The organism is Clostridium sp. 1001283B150225_161107_B6 (assembly GCF_015556325.1).
Lineage (GTDB): Bacteria > Bacillota > Clostridia > Lachnospirales > Lachnospiraceae > Enterocloster.
In genome coordinates this window covers 190,610-206,716 of the sequence record NZ_JADNMD010000012.1, presented here as the reverse complement: position 1 = coordinate 206,716, position 16,107 = coordinate 190,610, and the positions used below count along the sequence as shown (strand labels likewise).

General features: G+C 53.0%; 12 protein-coding genes. 3 read left to right on the top strand and 9 right to left on the bottom strand.

Translation table 11 applies throughout. The annotated features are described in order from the left end of the window. Window positions 1-234: 234 nt before the first annotated feature. From I2H39_RS23000 to I2H39_RS22970, 7 genes are all read right to left on the bottom strand, one after another. A complete protein-coding gene (locus I2H39_RS23000; RefSeq protein ID WP_227146052.1) occupies window positions 235-846 on the bottom strand; it encodes a cytidylate kinase-like family protein in 612 nt (203 codons plus the stop codon). A 22-nt stretch (window positions 847-868) separates the two neighbouring features. Beyond that, window positions 869-2,260 (bottom strand): MATE family efflux transporter, encoded by a 1,392-nt coding sequence (locus I2H39_RS22995; protein WP_195627627.1) that lies wholly within the window; start codon window positions 2,258-2,260, stop codon window positions 869-871. 298 nt (window positions 2,261-2,558) lie between these two features. After that, on the bottom strand, window positions 2,559-3,566 hold the full coding sequence (locus tag I2H39_RS22990) for an ABC transporter permease (protein ID WP_195627626.1): 1,008 nt from the start codon (window positions 3,564-3,566) through the stop codon (window positions 2,559-2,561). Continuing rightward, complete coding sequence (locus I2H39_RS22985) at window positions 3,563-5,245, bottom strand: HlyD family secretion protein (protein ID WP_195627625.1); 1,683 nt, start codon at window positions 5,243-5,245, stop codon at window positions 3,563-3,565. The genes I2H39_RS22990 and I2H39_RS22985 overlap by 4 nt, the downstream gene beginning before the upstream one ends. A 6-nt stretch (window positions 5,246-5,251) precedes the next feature. Beyond that, window positions 5,252-6,094, bottom strand: a complete 843-nt coding sequence (locus I2H39_RS22980; protein ID WP_138305716.1) for a carbohydrate ABC transporter permease — start codon at window positions 6,092-6,094, stop codon at window positions 5,252-5,254. Further along, on the bottom strand, window positions 6,091-6,912 hold the full coding sequence (locus tag I2H39_RS22975) for a sugar ABC transporter permease (protein WP_330640990.1): 822 nt from the start codon (window positions 6,910-6,912) through the stop codon (window positions 6,091-6,093). The genes I2H39_RS22980 and I2H39_RS22975 overlap by 4 nt, the downstream gene beginning before the upstream one ends. Window positions 6,913-6,964: 52 nt before the next feature. Then, window positions 6,965-9,235, bottom strand: coding sequence for a hypothetical protein (locus I2H39_RS22970; RefSeq protein WP_195627623.1), 2,271 nt, complete (start codon window positions 9,233-9,235; stop codon window positions 6,965-6,967). Window positions 9,236-9,439: 204 nt separating this feature from the next. Between I2H39_RS22970 and I2H39_RS22965 the strand changes: the two genes are divergently transcribed. Together I2H39_RS22965 and I2H39_RS22960 are read left to right on the top strand one after the other, a co-directional pair. After that, window positions 9,440-10,126, top strand: coding sequence for a response regulator transcription factor (locus tag I2H39_RS22965; RefSeq protein WP_138306216.1), 687 nt, complete (start codon window positions 9,440-9,442; stop codon window positions 10,124-10,126). Further along, window positions 10,119-11,459, top strand: a complete 1,341-nt coding sequence (locus I2H39_RS22960; protein WP_195627622.1) for a HAMP domain-containing sensor histidine kinase — start codon at window positions 10,119-10,121, stop codon at window positions 11,457-11,459. The genes I2H39_RS22965 and I2H39_RS22960 overlap by 8 nt, the downstream gene beginning before the upstream one ends. Here I2H39_RS22960 and I2H39_RS22955 read toward each other — a convergent pair. After that, on the bottom strand, window positions 11,441-12,265 hold the full coding sequence (locus I2H39_RS22955; RefSeq protein ID WP_138305712.1) for a Cof-type HAD-IIB family hydrolase: 825 nt from the start codon (window positions 12,263-12,265) through the stop codon (window positions 11,441-11,443). The two genes, I2H39_RS22960 and I2H39_RS22955, sit on opposite strands and share 19 nt — an antisense overlap. Before the next feature lie 242 nt (window positions 12,266-12,507). On the opposite strand from I2H39_RS22955, the gene I2H39_RS22950 reads away from it, so the two are divergent. Continuing rightward, the gene (locus I2H39_RS22950; protein WP_207671106.1) at window positions 12,508-13,173 is read left to right on the top strand and encodes a hypothetical protein; all 666 of its coding nucleotides are present in this window, start codon (window positions 12,508-12,510) and stop codon (window positions 13,171-13,173) included. Between the two features lie 80 nt (window positions 13,174-13,253). Here the strand turns inward: I2H39_RS22950 and I2H39_RS22945 are convergent, their stop codons facing one another. After that, a complete protein-coding gene (locus tag I2H39_RS22945) occupies window positions 13,254-15,950 on the bottom strand; it encodes a GGDEF and EAL domain-containing protein (protein WP_195627621.1) in 2,697 nt (898 codons plus the stop codon). Window positions 15,951-16,107 lie beyond the last annotated feature (157 nt).

Below are 16,107 nucleotides of genomic sequence, written 5' to 3'. Positions count from 1 at the left end.
AGTAGTTGCTGTTATATATAATACAAGGACTGAAGGTCCAAGAAAGAACTTTCAGCCCAGTTATTATCATAGAAGATCAGCTTTTACAGACTTTTCTTCACACACTCGCACAGGGACAGCAGAACATCAATACCCGCAGCTCATGGGGCGGCCCGGAGAATGGAATTCGTTCTCTCCGGGCCGCCCCATATATTCCAGGACGCAAATGGGTCCGTCAAACGCTACGCTTACATCCTAAAACAATCCCTCCAGAACCCGGACGCAGGATTCAATCCCCAGCATCCCGCTGTCCAGGGAAATATGATAGTTCCGGGCCTCTCCCCATTTCCTGTCCGTATAGAACTGATAATAAGCTGCCCGCCGTTTATCCTTATCCTTCAGCCGCTTTTCCGGCGCATCGCTGCCCTCACCGTACTGCTTCACGATTCGCTCCGCCCGCTTGTCAGGCGCGGAATGGATGAACACTGTAAGGCAGTCCGCATAATCCCTCAGGATGTAATCCGCACACCGCCCAACAATGACACAGGGGCCCTGGGCCGCCAGGTCCAGAATCACCCTTCTCTGTACGGTCCACAGGTAATCCTGATTGGAGTGTCCGTAAAAATCCCGGTCGGACAGGGCGCTGGCCAGCCAGCCCTTACTGGATGCATACTCTCCGCGCTCTGCAATATACTCTCTGGCAAATCCGCTTTCCTTTGCTATGGCTTCAATCAGTTCCTGGTCATAGCAAGGAACTCCCAGCTTTTGAGCTGTTTCCTTTCCAATGGTCCTTCCGCCGCTGCCAAACTCACGGCTGACTGTAATAATCCGGTTCTTTACCGTTTCCCTGTTAACCATGCGTTCCATTTATCACATCCTCCTTTTCATTTCATGATTTAAGTGTCCTGTATGTATAGCTTATGACGCATACAGAAATAAGAAAGGTCAGTACGTCTGACACAGGCATGGAATACAGTACCCCGTCCAGTCCGAAAAAACCAGGCAGCAGCAGCGCAAATCCCACGCCGAATACCACCTCGCGCACCATGGAAAGCATGGTGGAGAGAAATGCCTTTCCAAGGGACTGGAGGTAAATAAATGTGGACTTGTTTACTGTGGCAAACATCATCATGCACAGATAAATCCGGAAACATCTCACTGCAAAATCCGTATAGTAAACACTCTCATTGGCAGCCCCGAACAGGCCTATAAGCTGTTCCGGTAAAAACTCTGCAATCAAAAGGGCCAGGGCTCCCACCGCTGCTTCTGCTGCCAGCAGGCGGGTAAACAGACCTTTTGCCCTGTCCTTCCTTCCGGCCCCTATGTTATAGCCCACAATGGGGATACAGCCTGCCGCTATGCCCACTGCCACGGAAATGACAATCTGGAAAAATTTCATGACAATTCCCAGCACGGCCATGGGAATCTGGGCGTATTGCACCTGACCAAACACAGGGTCCAGAGCGCCGTATTTCAGTGTCATGTTCTGGATGGCAGCCATGGCGGCTACCAGGGATATCTGGGAAAGAAAGCTGCAGATGCCTAAGGGCAGATACTTTCCGGCTAACGGGACAGGGATGGCGAAGCTGCCTTTCTTAAGTCTGACCGCCTTCATACGGCGCAGATACCATACCGCAAGAGCCGCTGTCAACACCTGGCCTATGACAGTGGCCACCGCAGCGCCCATCATGCCCCATCTGAATATAAAGATAAAAACAGGGTCCAGGATAATATTGACAGCGGCTCCCGCCAAAGTGGATATCATGGCAAACCCAGGGCTGCCGTCGGAACGGATGATTGGATTCATGGCCTGGCCGAACATGTAAAACGGGACTCCCAGGGCAATCCAGAAAAAATATTCCTTTGCGTGGTAAAAGGTCTCCTCGTTGACCCTGCCCCCAAATACAGTAAGGATTGGCTCCATCAATACCAGATAAATAACCGTCAGCGCCAGGCTGCTGATGACGCAGAGAATCACGGCGCTTCCAATGCTCTTATGGGCAGCATCCTTCCGGTCCGCACCCAGACTGATACTGACAAAAGCGCAGCAGCCGTCCCCTATCATGACAGCAATTGCCAGGGCCACCACGGTCAGGGGGAATACCACGGTGTTGGCCGCATTTCCGTAGGACCCAAGATAGCTTGCATTGGCAATGAAAATCTGGTCCACAATGTTGTACAGGGCTGCCACCAGCAGGGAAATAATGCAGGGGACTGCGTACTTTCCCATCAGGGAGCCGATTGGCTCTGTTTCAAGAAAGGTGTTGGATTTTTGGTTCATTGGACTCTCCTCCTTAATAAAAAAATAAAAGCGTGATGCCTGAAGAGCTGGTTTTATGCCTTAGGCTACACGCTTTTTCCCGGACCTGTCATGGCCCGGATTGATTTGATTGTCATTGTTTCACCATCCCAAATTGAAACAAAAAAACGGCCTGAAACAGTCAACTGGATTTACGCAGTTCTGCTACACGCCGTTATTCATATCATACCATTTTCTGTAAGTTCCGTCAAAGGTATTTTTGTATAAAATGAATCCTCTGATACCAGATTAAAATAGTCGTATTCTCCTCTTCCACAAGTCAGGTCCGCCTCCACATGATACCTCCTGCCCCGCCTGCCAGGGAACAGATGAGGCACACGGCCAGCCTGCCCTTTAACTGCGCCAGCCACCGGACCGCCCCGGCCTCCCCTGTGGCAGCCATATCCAACCGCAGTTCCTCTATCCTCCTGGCCCAGAATTCAAAATCCGACCACCTGCTGGGAATCAAATCAGCAGGTATCTTAAGTTCCAGCTTCCACGCCAGGAATGTTCCTGCCAGAAAGAACACGGCTGCCAGGATGCATCCCCTTATCTCCCTTCCCCTTTCCACCTTCCTTTCTCTCCTGCTGCTAAAAGCAGTGAGCGCCCGCAGCGGCATCATCCACAGGGGCAGACATATTCCAAAGCCTGCGGCGGAGGAAAAATAAGTTCCGTCCACCAGGACCTTTCCGGAGTGAATCCCATTCCTGTACAAAAAACGTTCCACTGCTGTTTTCCCTGTTTCCATACCTGCATAATCCGTCCGCGTAAGCAACATGAACCTCATGGCGTCTTTCGCCTTGGCGGGCAGCAGTATGACAAGGGATGAATCATCGGTAACACCCTGTATCCTGTAAGCCTTCTCCCTGCACCAGATATATGTTCCCGTCACATCCGGACCTCCGAACAGTTCCATGGCAAGACCGCTGCTGATGACGCATCCATCCTGGTCTGACCGGTAGCCGTATGTGCCTCCCAGCAGCCTGCGGTATGACGCCATTTCCTTATGCCCGTATACAATAATGCAGTCCGCCTCCTCTGACCTTCCCAATACGGGGTTCATTACCTTTACCTTTTCTGTCCGGGACCAGGCCGAAATTTCAGGGGGCATTTCCCTGCCCTGCTCCTGTTCACGCTCCAGCGCCTGGGAAATCTGCTCCGCCTCCACTGCACTCCCTTCCCCGCAGTACAGGAACACCTGGTTTCCTGCATCCTTCATGGTCCAGGCCAGGATGGCCCCATACCCCCATAAGACGGCGATGAGTATCAGCCCAATCCATCGTTTCATTCTTCCACCACCCTGACCCGGTCGCCTTCACTCACGGATTTGTTGGATTCCGTAATCAGCTTCATATCCTTTGTCACAAGACCTGACACAGCCGCCGCAGAACTGCTCTTTTCCAATACCTCCACCTGGATTCTCACTGCCTTCTCTTCCTCTCCCAGTATGGTTTTCTCCGGCTCTGCAGCCAGGCAGTAATATCCTTTATTATCCTCCCGCAGAGCCTCGATGGGAATCACGCAGGGATATGCCCCGGATTCCATATTCACAGCAAAGGATACCTGGTCCCCCAGACTGCCTTCGCCTTCCTGCATCCTGGCCGTCAACTGGATTTTCCCCTCCTCTCCCAGCTGGACCAGGTCTTCCACTTCTGCTTCTGCATTCTTTGACTTCCCTGCCAGCTTTACTTTCATCACAGTACCCTTTTTCAAAAGACCTGCCCCGGCAGTCTCCTTGTCAATCTGTGCCTTTAGCTCCAGGCTTCCCACTGCCAGCCTGACCTGATGCCCTGCCTGGATTCGGTCGCCGGCCTGCAGTCCGGTATCCACCATCACCCCATCCGCCGGCGCCTTGATTTGTCCCTGTGCTTCTATATATTCTTCCATCTTTCTCTGCTTTTTCCGGATTTCTTCCATATCCAGTTTCATGGATTCCTGTTTCAGCCCGGACATTTCCCTTCCGGCTGCTTCCCCTGCCGCTGTACCGGCATCCGACACCCTTGCATTTTCCACCTTTTCCATGGCCTGATACAGGCTCTCCTCCAAATCCCGGACCTTCCTGCCTGCTTCCTCCAGCTTATCATCTTCTGCCTTTAATGCATCCTCATAGTCCTTTCTCAGGTCCTCCTGGGTTTCCTTTTCCCCGTAATCCACATCCTCATAATCCTCCTCGGCCGCATACATCTTTGCCCTGGCCTCCTCTACCTTCAGGTCCTCTTCATCCCGGATATCCTCTAAATCCTCACTGGCCCGCTCCAGTTCCAGACCCGCCCGTTCCAGTTCCTCCTCTGAAGCCTCCTGTTCCTCCAGACGGTCCAGCTTCTTCTGTCTGTCCTCCACTTCCCGCTCCGCCTTTCTCACAGCAGCATCCCTGGATTTCTGAGCTGATTCATACGCCCTTCTGGCACTTTTCATGGCCTTACGGTTATCCTCCTTCACCTGCTCCCTGGTCCTGTTCTTCTTCTGTACGTAATCGTGCTCCAGTTCAATGGCTGCCGCCTCATGGTCCGCCTCTGCCTCAGCCAGGTCCCGGTTTCCCAGTTCCAGCGCCCTCTGGGCTGCTGCCAGCTGCTGCAGTGCAAGGGTCTCCTCAGTCACCCGCGGCACAGCAGCCGAGGACATCTGCTCCTGTTTCAGGGCCAGCTCCGCCTTTCTGTACTCCAGAGCCAGGGCATCCCATTCCTCCTCCAGCCCTTCCATCTGAAGGGTCAGAACCGTATCACCGGCCTTCACCGGCTGCCCGGACCGGGCCTGGATTTCCTCCACCTGCATATTCTCCGGCAGTGATATGTATACCATTCTTCCGGCAGTAAGCTCCCCCTCTCCCTGTACTGTATAGGAAACCACATCCTGCTTTCCATATCCCGCCTTCACCCGTATGACGGTGAAGGAATCCAGCGCCCTGGACAGAAAGGTCAGGGCCGCCATAAGGGCCAGGAATACGGCCGCTGCTTTTTTCACATTCATTGAGACTCACTCCTTGATTCCTGATGCGGCAATCCCCTGCTCCAGCGTATCCTGGCCCATGATAAAAAGCAGGACAGGGAGAACCATCATAATGACCGAGGCAGCCCAGGCAGCTCCTGCCTTATCAGCCGATATATCCGGCAGATAAAGGGACAGCGGCCACAGCCTCTTTTCCTTTAAAAATGTCATGGGCTGTTCAATGGCATTCCAGTATTCCAGAAATCCCAGTACCAGCATGGAAATGATGCCGGGCCGCCCCACCGGCATGCCTACCTTCATGAATATGGAAAAGTCCCCTGCTCCATCCAGTCGTGCGGCCTCTATAAGGGGCGTTGGAATGGATGCAAAAAATTTTGTCATGATAAAAACCGGAAATGCGGAAAAGATTCCCGGCAGAATAACCGCCAGATGGGTATTTAACAGACAAAACTGCTTAAGGACCAGGTAATTGGGGACCATGGTCACCTGAAAGGGCTGCATCATGAGAATGATATAGAACAGAAATAATGCCCTCTTTCCCGGGAACCGGAAGTGGGCAAAGGCCCAGGCTCCGGGAAGGGCTATGAGCAGCTGCCCTGCCAGTGTCAGCCCTGTCTGCAGGCAGGAGTTCCAAAACATCACATAAAATCCCGGTGAATCCAGAAGCAGCTCCACAAAGGGACTGAGCGTGGGATAGGAGGGAATGAGGGCTGCCTTTATGGGAGCATTCCCAATGCCAAAGACAGCGCCGAAGCGCTGAAGCATCTCCCCTTCCGACATCAGCGAATTGCCTGCCATGAGAATCAGGGGGAGCCATATGAACAGGCACAGGAGAATAAGGACTGCATTTACCACAATACGTTTTATCATCTCTTTTTCCTCTTCCAGGTCCAAAACAGCACCGGAATCAGGATAGACGATTCCACCATCACCGATGCCGCGCTCATCTTCTGGATATCCAGGGATACGAACCAATGGTTGAACAGGTGCTGGAGCATGTAGATGCTCTCATGGGGATAATCCCCGGATATAAGGTATGCCTCCCTGAACACCTTGAAGGAATTAATGACAGACAGCACCAGAACCAGAAAACATGTGCTCCTGAGCCCGGGCAGGGCCACATAGTAAAAGCTCTGCCAGGCCCCGGCGCCGTCCACCTTTGCCGCCTCAAAAAGCTCTTTCGGTATCCCGTCCAGACCGGCCAGCCAGAGCATCATATCGTATCCCGTGTTTTTCCAGATATAGGTCAGCACCAGAATATAAAATGCACTGCCCTGATTCAGCCAGTCCCGGCCGGTTCCCCCTGCCCGCACCACCATCTGGTCAAGAAGCCCCTGCGGATAGAGCAGAAGCTTCCACAGCAGCACGACAGACGCCACGGGAATGGCCATTGGCAGCAGTATGGTAGTCTTATACAGGCCCCGGTTGTCCGCAGCCGATGTCACAAGCACGGCGGTCCACAGAGAGAAGGCCATCAGCGCCGGTATGCACACCAGAATGAAATGCAGGGTATTCTTCACAGCCAGACGGAATGCCTGACTGTGAAAAACCTGCATAAAATTCTCCATGCCCACAAACTGCCCGCCCACTGCCTGGAAAAAGGAGCGGGCCACCACGTTCACAAAGGGTATGAGCACGAATATTGCTGTCCCCGCCAGACTTGGGGCTAAGAACAGCCATGGCCTCATGTTACGGGGATGGAGTTTGAAACAGTTCCCGGATTGGGGGTTGGTATGTTCCCTATTCCGAAAAATACAGCATTGCCTTGTTCTGCGCATTCTGAGCCGCCTGTTCCAGGGTCAGGCTTCCCTCAAAGAATCCTTTTGTCTCATTGATAATGATTTCCGTAAGAACCCGGTCCATCCGGATAGGACGGGACGCCTTGGCCGCAATATCAAACACAATCCGGCGTTCCGCCTTTGCAGGCCAGCTGCCTGCCAGTTCGTAACCGTCCGTACCGCTGACAGCAATGGATGTGCCGTTTGCATTTTCCCGGTCCACCCAGTCCTGGGCTGCCAGAGCATTGACAGGAAGACCGTCTGAGAGGTCCTTTGACTGGACATCCCGCCCCAGCACAAAGAGAATGAATTCCCGCGCCATCTCCTTGTTCCGGCCGGCCTGGTTGATTCCCATGGTTCCCGCCGGCAGGTAGGACGCCTTTACATCCTCCATGGCAAAACCGTGCTTTCTCTGTACCGCCAGGGGCAGCAGAACATCGTACATCCCCTCTATCTTATCGATTGCAATGGCGCTCATGCCACGGTCCACACGGTCGTACTCACTTCCCAGCAGTCCATCCGTTCCCGGCATAAGGTTGTAGACATTACCCCTTCCCCCATCCTCGGACTCATCAAAAGCAGGCCGGGCTCCGTTTGCCTCCCCCAGGACCTTCACCGTCTCCAGCAATTCCTTTATCTTATCCGGATAGGGCTTTCCTGTATTGATATCCACAATTTCATCGTATTCCAGCATCAGTATCTGACGCAGCAGATTCTCATAATTTGTCTTTGGCCGCAGGGGCAGATGGGACGAATCCTTCTGGTAATCCCTCATGGCTTCCATGGAACCAAGGCTGGCTATGGCCTGGCTGTCTCCATAGGCAGCCAGCAGCAGCATCCTGGTGGGAATCTGGTAAATACCACCGTTTTCCTCTGTATAAGGCTTTGACACCTGCTCCATCAGCTCTCCGGAAGTTATCATGGGACTTAAAGATTCCTTCATGTCCTCAAGAATCCCCTTCTCTATGTAAGAGTCCGCCGGAAGTCCGTCCAACACCAGCAGGTCCGCCCCGTTTCCTCCTAACAGCTCCGTGTTCAGGGCCCTTATGGTATCAGATACCGTGGTGCTGCCTGCCTCTGTCTGTCCGTCAATCAATTCCACCCTGACATCCGGGTGTTCCAGCTGGAACATGGAAGCTGCCTGGCGGATGGTATCTGACTCTTCCAGATTCAGTCCGTACACCGTCAGTGTCCGGGTAGGCACGGACGGTATCTGGGAGTCATATGTATAATGTTTCAGCTCCTCCTTGCCATCCTGGGATATCCATACATAAAAATCATCCTGGGTCCCCACAAACAGTTTATTGAGATTGGCGCTGGGCATACTCAGGGAATTCAGATTGCCGTCAGCCACTGTCTCCCACAGGCTTCCTCCCTGGTTCATGTGGTGGATTCCCTGGGGATTTGCAATGTATATCCCCCCGCTTCCGTCAGCAGCCATGGGGGCCCACATATCAAAATCCGGCGACTGGAACGGTATCTCTTCCTTGGCAGAAGCCGACATTCCGGATATATCATAGCTCAGGTAGGCGCCTTCACTGTTTGTGATATAGCTGTCCCCCATAAGCAGGCCGGATGCCTTCCATTCCATGGAGCTCCACTTCTGGGGCAGGGAAAGAACCAAATCCCCCTCCGGCGTGTACACGTCCGTCATCCTGCTGTGGGACAGGAGAATCAATCCCTCTTTTGACACTGCCGCAAAGTCAGGTCTTACATCGTAGTATTCACGGTCATTTTTGACGGAAAAAACATGGTCCAGAAGCATCTGGGGCTCCTGTCCCTCTGTCAGCTTCATCATAAATGTCTTATAATCATCCCCGGCCTGGTACACCACATAACGGTTTCCATCCTCCCCGTATATCATGTGCAGGGACCCGTATGGAAATTCCAGGCCCTCCAGCAGGCTGTTGTCCTGTTTCTCCCATTTTTCACCTGTCCATATGTATCTGCCGGCTTTTTTGTCCCTGACCGTGTACAGTTCCAGAACCTTGTCCTCTGTCTGTATGATATCGGCGGCTCTCTCCCCTTCTTCCAACAGTATGTCTATGCTGCTCTCCACATATCTTCCCCTTGGTCCGTCCGGCTGGTCCCCTTCCCCTGCCTGTTTCTCTGATTCTGTCTGCTGTCCATGTCCATTCCCGCTGCCGTACGTACCGGAGGTGGAGGAACAGCCCCACAGGCAGCCTGCCAGCATGCTGACAGCCAGGCACAGGCCCATAAATTTCTTTTTCATTGTTATTTCTCCCTTCTGGTTCCGGAAGATGTGTCCGGCAGTCTGCTCCTGCCGTCCAGTCCCTCCCGGCCAATCTCCATGTCCCCTGTATCATAGCAGACAAATCTCTAAAAAAACTGAAAAACCGGAAGAATTTCTTTTAGGCTTTTTAGAGATTTGTCTGCTATAATGATTCCATATATCAATGACAATGGGGATGGGATGATGAGGATTCTGTTTGTTGAAGATGATAAGGAATTATGCGACGCCATAAAGCTGCAGCTGGAGCAGGCCGGATATGTTACCGACTGCTGCTGCCAGGGACAGGAGGCTTTTTATTATGCGGCTGAATATCCCTACGATGTAATCATACTGGACCGGATGCTTCCCCAGATGGACGGTCTCAGCGTCCTGGGAGGCTTAAGAAGGATGAATATTACCACGCCGGTCATTATCACCACAGCCCTGGACGGTATAAACGACAGGATTGACGGCCTGGATGCAGGCGCTGACGACTATCTGGTAAAGCCCTATGCCGTGGGCGAGCTGCTTGCCAGAATCCGCGCTCTTACCAGGCGGCCGGGGAATTTTAAACAGAGTCCCGCGGCAGCCTGTTTAAACATTAGCCTGGACCCGGAAAAAAGAGAGCTTACCGGCCCCCAGGGAACCCTGCAGCTGAGCAAACGCGAGTCCGCCCTGATGGAGTACCTGATTCGCAATGCAGGCCAGGTCCTTCCCAGGGGGCTGATTCTGTCCTACATATGGGGTCCTGACTCCGAGGTGGAGGATGGAAACCTGGACAACTATATCTATTTCCTGAGGCGGCGCCTTAAATCCATCGGGGCACTGCCCCGGATTAAGACGGTTCATGGAATCGGATACCGCCTTGATAACGGAGGGACTCATGATTAAACGGCTCCGGCGGCAGCTCACCGCCCTTTTCACCATGACCACGGGCCTGATTCTGACCCTGGTGGTCATTGGCATCCTGGTCATAAGCGCCAGGGAATTCAGCAAAAAAGCCATGGATGCCTTTCAGAACCAAATGCTGAATATCACCTCCCGGCTCCAGTCCGGCTCCACCATCAGCTGCACCTGGCTGTCCCGGCTGGAAAGTGATAACCGCCTGATTATACATATTGAGGATAATGGAAAGCCTCTTCTTTACCGCGGCTCCTGGTCCCCGGCCAGCGAACGGGACACCTTAATTATGCGGGCCAGGGAAGCCGCCAAGGCCCAGGGCATTGACCCGTCAGTGCGGCCGGTGTCCTCCTCCCTGCTCAGAAGCTCTGTATTCACGGTAACAGGGGACCGCAGCGACACCTATCTGGGCAGTGTGCTTGTCCTTCCCACTCGGACGGGCTTTCAGAGCCTGACGCTGCTGGCCTTCAAGGACCCCATGGGATTCGGCTTCTACCGCCAGGGTATCCTGTTCTTTCTTCTCAATCTGGCCGGCATCGCCGCGCTGATGTCCGTCAGCTGGGTATTGGTGGGAAAATCCTTAAAACCATTGGCGGAAAGCCAGAAGCAGCAGAATGAATTCATAGCAGCAGCCTCACATGAGCTGAGAGCACCCCTTGCAGTTATCCGTTCCAGTATCTGCGCTGTCCGGGCAGCTCCTGACCAAAGGGAAAAATTCATGGATAACATGGACCGGGAGTGTTCCCGCATGTCCTGCCTGGTAGGCGACATGCTGCTTCTGGCCTCTGCCGACACAGGGCAGTGGAGCCTCAGGAAATCCCCTCTGGACATGGATACCCTGTTAATCAGCGTCTACGAGCGCTTTGAGCCATTATACCAGGACAAGGGCGTGTGCCTGAAACTGGAGCTGCCCGAATCCTCCCTTCCCAGGGTTTCCGGGGATGAAAACCGCCTGGAGCAGGTTCTGGCCGTCCTCCTGGACAATGCCCTGCGCTACACGCCCAAGGGCAGAAAGGTCAGACTGGCCGCGTCCGTGCAGACGGATAAGCATCTGCTCTCCCGCAGCCGGGACATGGTCTGCCTTACCGTATCAGACCAGGGCTGCGGCATGGATAATGAGGCAAAGAAACATATATTTGACCGGTTTTACCGGGGAGACAGCTCCCGAAGCGATAAACAGAATTACGGACTGGGGCTCAGCATTGCAAAGGAGCTGGTACAGCTTCACGGCGGCGCCATAAGTGTGTCGGATTCACCGGAAGGAGGCGCCTGTTTCCAGGTCCGCCTGCCTGCCGGACCTGATTCTCAATCCTTAAGCAGGTAGAGGTCCACTGCCTCTGCGCATCCGTCGTGGTCATTGTCAGCCACCACCACATCGCACCCTTCCTTTATGTGGGGCAGGGCATTGCCCATGGCAACAGAAAGTCCCGCAATCTGCAGCACCTGGGCGTCATTGTCCGCGTCCCCCACGATGATGGTCTTATGAAGAGGGATATCCAGGTGCCTGCACAGCCATACAAGACCGCTGGCCTTACTGACATTCAGGGGGGACAGCTCCAGGGAAGCGCCTTCCGCATATGCAAGGGCAAGGGGAAGCCTGCAAATCCGGGAATGAAGCCGTTCCCGGATATCAGCGGAGGCTGAAAACAGGTTCAGCTTCTCCACAGGAAAATGCTTTTCCCTGTAAAGAGCGGCAATGTCATCAGTCTTATTCACCACCCGGTCCATCATCTTCTGGTAAATGCCCATGTGGTAACGGCCGGTGTCCGCCACCTGGCTTTTATTTGCCAGAGCCTGTCCGCTGCTCATCATGTATACCATTACGTCCTCATGGGCAGCGATTTCCAGCACCTGGTCCACCAAATCAGGCGGGAGTGTCTCTGAGTGGAGGACTCTCTGCCGGCCCGCATCATAAATCAGCGCGCCGCTTTCGCAGACATAGTGGCTGACACTGGCAAGGACATCCCTGAATTCCTCCAGCTCGCTGATGCAGCGGCCGGTGGATAAGATAACGCGTTTTCCCATGCGGGCAGCGCGGTTTACTGCGTCTAATGTACGGGGCGATATGGTCTTTTGGCTGTTCAGTATGGTGCCGTCCATATCAAAGCCGATTAATTCATAGTGACTCATGAAGGTTCCTCTTTCATTTTCTTTTTTTCTATCTAACAGAATACACCCCCTTTCCAAAAGTATCAATAGAAAAGCATTTCCTCATGGAACTGTAAGAATTTTTCAGCTTTTCTTCAAGTCTTATGGGGCTGGCTGTATTATATTAATTATATGGAAACATGATGGAAGAACAAAGTAAATGGTCCTAATTGACCGGAAAGGAAATTTTCATGAAAGGAAGATTCAGATTCATTCCTGTTTTGATGTTAACAGTCCTCCTGACCGCCCTGTGCACGGCAGCAGTCACGCAGCGGCACATTCTGAGCCGGAAAAGCGATACATATAATTCCAGCGCTCCGGCCAGGGCAACGGTTCCGGCCGGAACAACAGTGCCAACCGGAGCCCCCTCCGCCGGCACCGTCATCCCCCGGCTTTTTGTTGCCTGCGGGCCGGATAAAGAGGAAATCCCCTCTTCTTCAGGCGGATATGAATTATATACGCCGGACAGTGAGGGAAACGAGGGAGGCATCATTGCCTGCGGGGCAGAACCCCTCTCCTATCTGGTTGAAAAGGTGCAGGACATCCCGTACGTCAAGCTGGGAACGGATATAACCCTGGAGTTCAGGGATGGCACGGTCCCTGATACCATAACGATTCAGGACCTCATACTGCGGAATGACGGTTCCCCTAAATACACAGAACAGGCCACAGAGGAATTTACCCTGGCCTGTTCCGGCGGCACAGCTGTTTTTTCCCTGAATACCAACGGGGCAGCCATGCTGAGTTCTGATATGTCTTCCTATATGGAAGCAGGTATTTTGAGAGGATTCCGGGTAAACTGCCAGTGGGCGGACAAAAGCACGGCGGAATACGGCTTTGTCATCCGCACTGACGCTTCATCCACAGAAATCCGTAACCAGGCAGACTGACGCCCGACGCCTCCATGGGTTCACCTGTAACCATATCCCTATACATGCCGGCCAGTCTCCGTCCCCTCATTCCATGTGACTTACAGATATTTTTCCTCATACTCCTCCACGGATATGGGCCTGCTGAACAGGTATCCCTGGGCCGTCTCCACCCCGCAGGTGCGCAGCACGGACATCTGTTCCTCTGTCTCGATTCCCTCGGCCACCACCCTGATTCCCATCTTCCTGCAGATTCCTGCAATGGATTCGATGATGGCCTGGGCCTTGGGATTATTGACCATGTCGTCCACCATGGTCTTATCCAGCTTAAGCACGTCAAATTCCACCGAAGACAGCAGGGACAGGTTCACATACTCGGTTCCGAAATCATCCAGGGCAACGGTGAATCCTGCCTGGCGCAGTTTCCCTATCAGGTCCTTTAAGTCTATCTCCGGCGCGTTCCGTATACTCTCCGTTATCTCGATTTCCAGGTATCCCGGTGAGATTCCATATTTATCACACAGCTTCACCAGCTGTTCCACAAAGGAGGGCTGGGCCAGGGAAAACCTGGAAAAATTCACTGAAACCGGAAATGCCTGTTTTTCCCGGTCAGCCCACTCCTTTACCTTGGAGCAGATAAATTCAAAAACAAAAAAGTCCACCTGGCTTATGGTCTTGGCCTCCTCCAGAAGGGGCAGGAAATTTCCGGGCAGCACCATGGACCCTTCCTTTGACTGGTAGCGTATCAGCGCCTCTGCCCCCACAGCAGTCCGGTCCGCTGAGGAAACCTTGGGCTGTACATAAACCACAAAATGATTTTTTCCCAGTTCATCCGCCAGAATCTCCGGGTTGGACAGGTTGATTACCTCATCGTTCTGGTGCCTGTAGCGCCTGGACACAGGACTCCGGCGGTAAAACTCCTTTTTATCCTCATACATCCTGGCATCTGCATCCGCAATGATTTGGGGTAAATCTTCCGTTTCCTTCGCCCACCGGCTTCCCACCGCTGCCCTGCAGATGGTATCACGCTCAAAATTCTTCCTGAGCAGCTCCACCTTTTCTTCAAACGCTTCCTTTCCCCATCTCCGGCATATGATGACAAATTCATCTCCGCCGATTCGGTAGAAATCAGCCCCTTCAAAGGTCTCACGCATCCGCCTGGCGCATTCCACCAGGACCTTATCTCCAAAGGCGTGTCCCCTCAGGTCATTGATATCCTTTAGTCCGTTGACATCCAGATATACAATGCCCACCGGTGAATCCGTATCCTTCATATCATCCGTATCCGCAATATACCGGTTGCGGTTGTAGAACGTGGTCAGTGTGTCGTGATAGCTGAGGCGGTTTAATTCCTTTGCGTTCTCATCCCTGCGGTAAGCCAGCATGAGGAAATATCCCAGAGTGCGCAGAAGAGGGCCTATATTAACCAGCTCCTCCGCAGGAGGATTATCCACACCGATTGCGCCGCAGAAATGACCGTCCCGTTCCAAAGGCGCTGTTACCAGACTGGTGATTCCCTGCATCTTCAGTACCTCATACTCATCCCTGTAATTCTCTTTCAGCTCCTGCACATCCTCCAGCACCATGCACTCCTGCCGGTCAAAAATCGCAAGCCACCGGCTGACGAGTTCCACAGGCACACCCTGCAGCGTCTCCATCTGGGATTCCACGCCCTCTGCGCACCACTCATATTCATTGTACAGCTTACCGTCCCTTAACATGAATACATAGGACCTGTCCGCATGCATAAACCGCCCCAGTTTTTCAAGAATGACGGGAAGTGTTTCACTGATTCCCGCATCTCCATACAGACTGCGTACACAGTCCACCAGCATATCCTCTGCCCTGAGGGCAAACTTCAGGCTCTGCTTCTCCTTTTCCGCCTCCGTCACATCAAAGGCAATCTCCAGACGGGCCGGACGGCCGTTCCACTCAATCAGACGGTCCTTTAACAGATAATGGCGGCCGGTTATGGGATTGGTATTCTCCCATGTAACAATATCACCATGACCCGTAAAATGCTCCCTGCAGAACGGGCAGGGTTCCTCCCGACCATGGAACACCTGATAGCAGAGCTTTCCCTCAATGGAATCCAGGTGGAAATTCTTCATTCCCGCCTCATTTAAAAACAGCAGCTCATAGGTCTGCGCATCTGAGACATACATCATCTCGGATATATCGTTGAGAGGAGCGCGCAGTGTATCCCACATGCGGTCCAGACGCTGTTTCTGCTCCCGGTTGGCATTTTCCTTTTCCTGTATGACAGCCTGCATTTTATCCTGTCTGCGCTCCTGCCATACCAGTATCCCCCATACTCCCATGGCGGCAAGTATCAGGACGCCGAAGCCCTGGCTGGCCTGATTTACCTGTTTCTCCGTATACAGCTCTGCCGCTGTCACGGTTGCATCCGCCAGCTGGAAGTAGCTCTCACTGAGCTCAAACAGGTTCTCCGGGTCTGCTCCCTGCCTCACCAGCATAATTTCTTCTTTAAGCATCTGCCACTGGCTTTCCATGGAAGCCAGAAGGTCCTGGTAAGCCTGGTCGTCCAGACGGATGAGACGGTTGGTTCCCTGGCCGGTGGCCAGCTCATCCAGTATCCCGTCCAGATGCTCTATGAGGGCATCATCCGCATGTCCCTTCAGTTCTTCCTTGACAAGACGCTGTGTGGCGCCTCTGACAACGCCTGTATAGTTGATAACCCTGGCATTTCCCTGCAGATTATGTATGGACAGAAGGGACAGGGCTCCCAGTCCCAAAAGAGACAGGAAAAGGACAAAGGGAATAAGTTTTTTCTTCATATGTACCATCCTTCATGACCGGATGCATCCGGAGCTTTCTTATTTTAAGTATAGCACCAAATTTCATTTAATCCAGCGGGTTTTTACTTTTTATCCGAAATGTTACCACAGGGGTGACTTCCCTCTGAAAATGTTATATAATATGGGGTATCAAAGC